Annotated in this window: 1 rRNA gene; it reads left to right on the plus strand. The window is 53.6% G+C overall.

The features are described from left to right. The first annotated feature begins 3 nt into the window (after nucleotides 1–3). Nucleotides 4–1,523 (plus strand): 16S ribosomal RNA (locus tag AC570H_RS22370). Nucleotides 1,524–1,556 lie beyond the last annotated feature (33 nt).

Below are 1,556 nucleotides of genomic sequence, written 5' to 3' on the forward strand. Positions count from 1 at the left end.
TTTACAATGGAGAGTTTGATCCTGGCTCAGGATGAACGCTAGCGGCAGGCCTAATACATGCAAGTCGAGGGGTATAGGTAGCTTGCTACCTAGAGACCGGCGCACGGGTGCGTAACGCGTATGCAACCTACCTTGATCAGGGGGATAGCCCGGAGAAATCCGGATTAACACCGCATAAAGACACAGTTCCGCATGGGACAATGTCCAAACATTCATGGGATCAAGATGGGCATGCGTGCCATTAGCTAGTTGGCGGGGTAACGGCCCACCAAGGCGACGATGGCTAGGGGATCTGAGAGGATGGCCCCCCACACTGGTACTGAGACACGGACCAGACTCCTACGGGAGGCAGCAGTAAGGAATATTGGTCAATGGGCGCAAGCCTGAACCAGCCATGCCGCGTGCAGGAAGACGGCCCTCCGGGTTGTAAACTGCTTTTATACCGGAATAAACCCCATTACGTGTAGTGGGCTGAATGTACGGTAGGAATAAGGATCGGCTAACTCCGTGCCAGCAGCCGCGGTAATACGGAGGATCCAAGCGTTATCCGGATTTATTGGGTTTAAAGGGTGCGTAGGCGGCCTGTTAAGTCAGGGGTGAAAGACGGTGGCTCAACCATCGCAGTGCCCTTGATACTGACGGGCTTGAATTAACTAGAGGCAGGCGGAATGTGACAAGTAGCGGTGAAATGCATAGATATGTCACAGAACACCGATTGCGAAGGCAGCTTGCTATGGTTATATTGACGCTGAGGCACGAAAGCGTGGGGATCAAACAGGATTAGATACCCTGGTAGTCCACGCCCTAAACGATGAACACTCGCTGTTGGCGATATACAGTCAGCGGCTAAGCGAAAGCGTTAAGTGTTCCACCTGGGGAGTACGCCCGCAAGGGTGAAACTCAAAGGAATTGACGGGGGCCCGCACAAGCGGAGGAGCATGTGGTTTAATTCGATGATACGCGAGGAACCTTACCCGGGCTTGAAAGTTAGTGAATGTGCCAGAGATGGCACAGTGAGCAATCACACGAAACTAGGTGCTGCATGGCTGTCGTCAGCTCGTGCCGTGAGGTGTTGGGTTAAGTCCCGCAACGAGCGCAACCCCTATGTCTAGTTGCCAGCATGTAATGGTGGGGACTCTAGACAGACTGCCTGTGCAAACAGAGAGGAAGGAGGGGACGACGTCAAGTCATCATGGCCCTTACGTCCGGGGCTACACACGTGCTACAATGGTCGGTACAGAGGGCAGCTATCCAGCAATGGAATGCCAATCTCAAAAAGCCGATCACAGTTCGGATAGAGGTCTGCAACTCGACCTCTTGAAGTTGGATTCGCTAGTAATCGCGTATCAGCAATGACGCGGTGAATACGTTCCCGGGCCTTGTACACACCGCCCGTCAAGCCATGGAAGCTGGGGGTACCTAAAGTACGTAGCCGCAAGGAGCGTCCTAGGGTAAAACCGGTAACTGGGGCTAAGTCGTAACAAGGTAGCCGTACCGGAAGGTGCGGCTGGAATACCTCCTTTCTGGAGTAGATTGGACTACTCGCTGCGCAACAT

The sequence above is a fragment of the Pedobacter sp. B4419 genome (assembly GCF_059693725.1).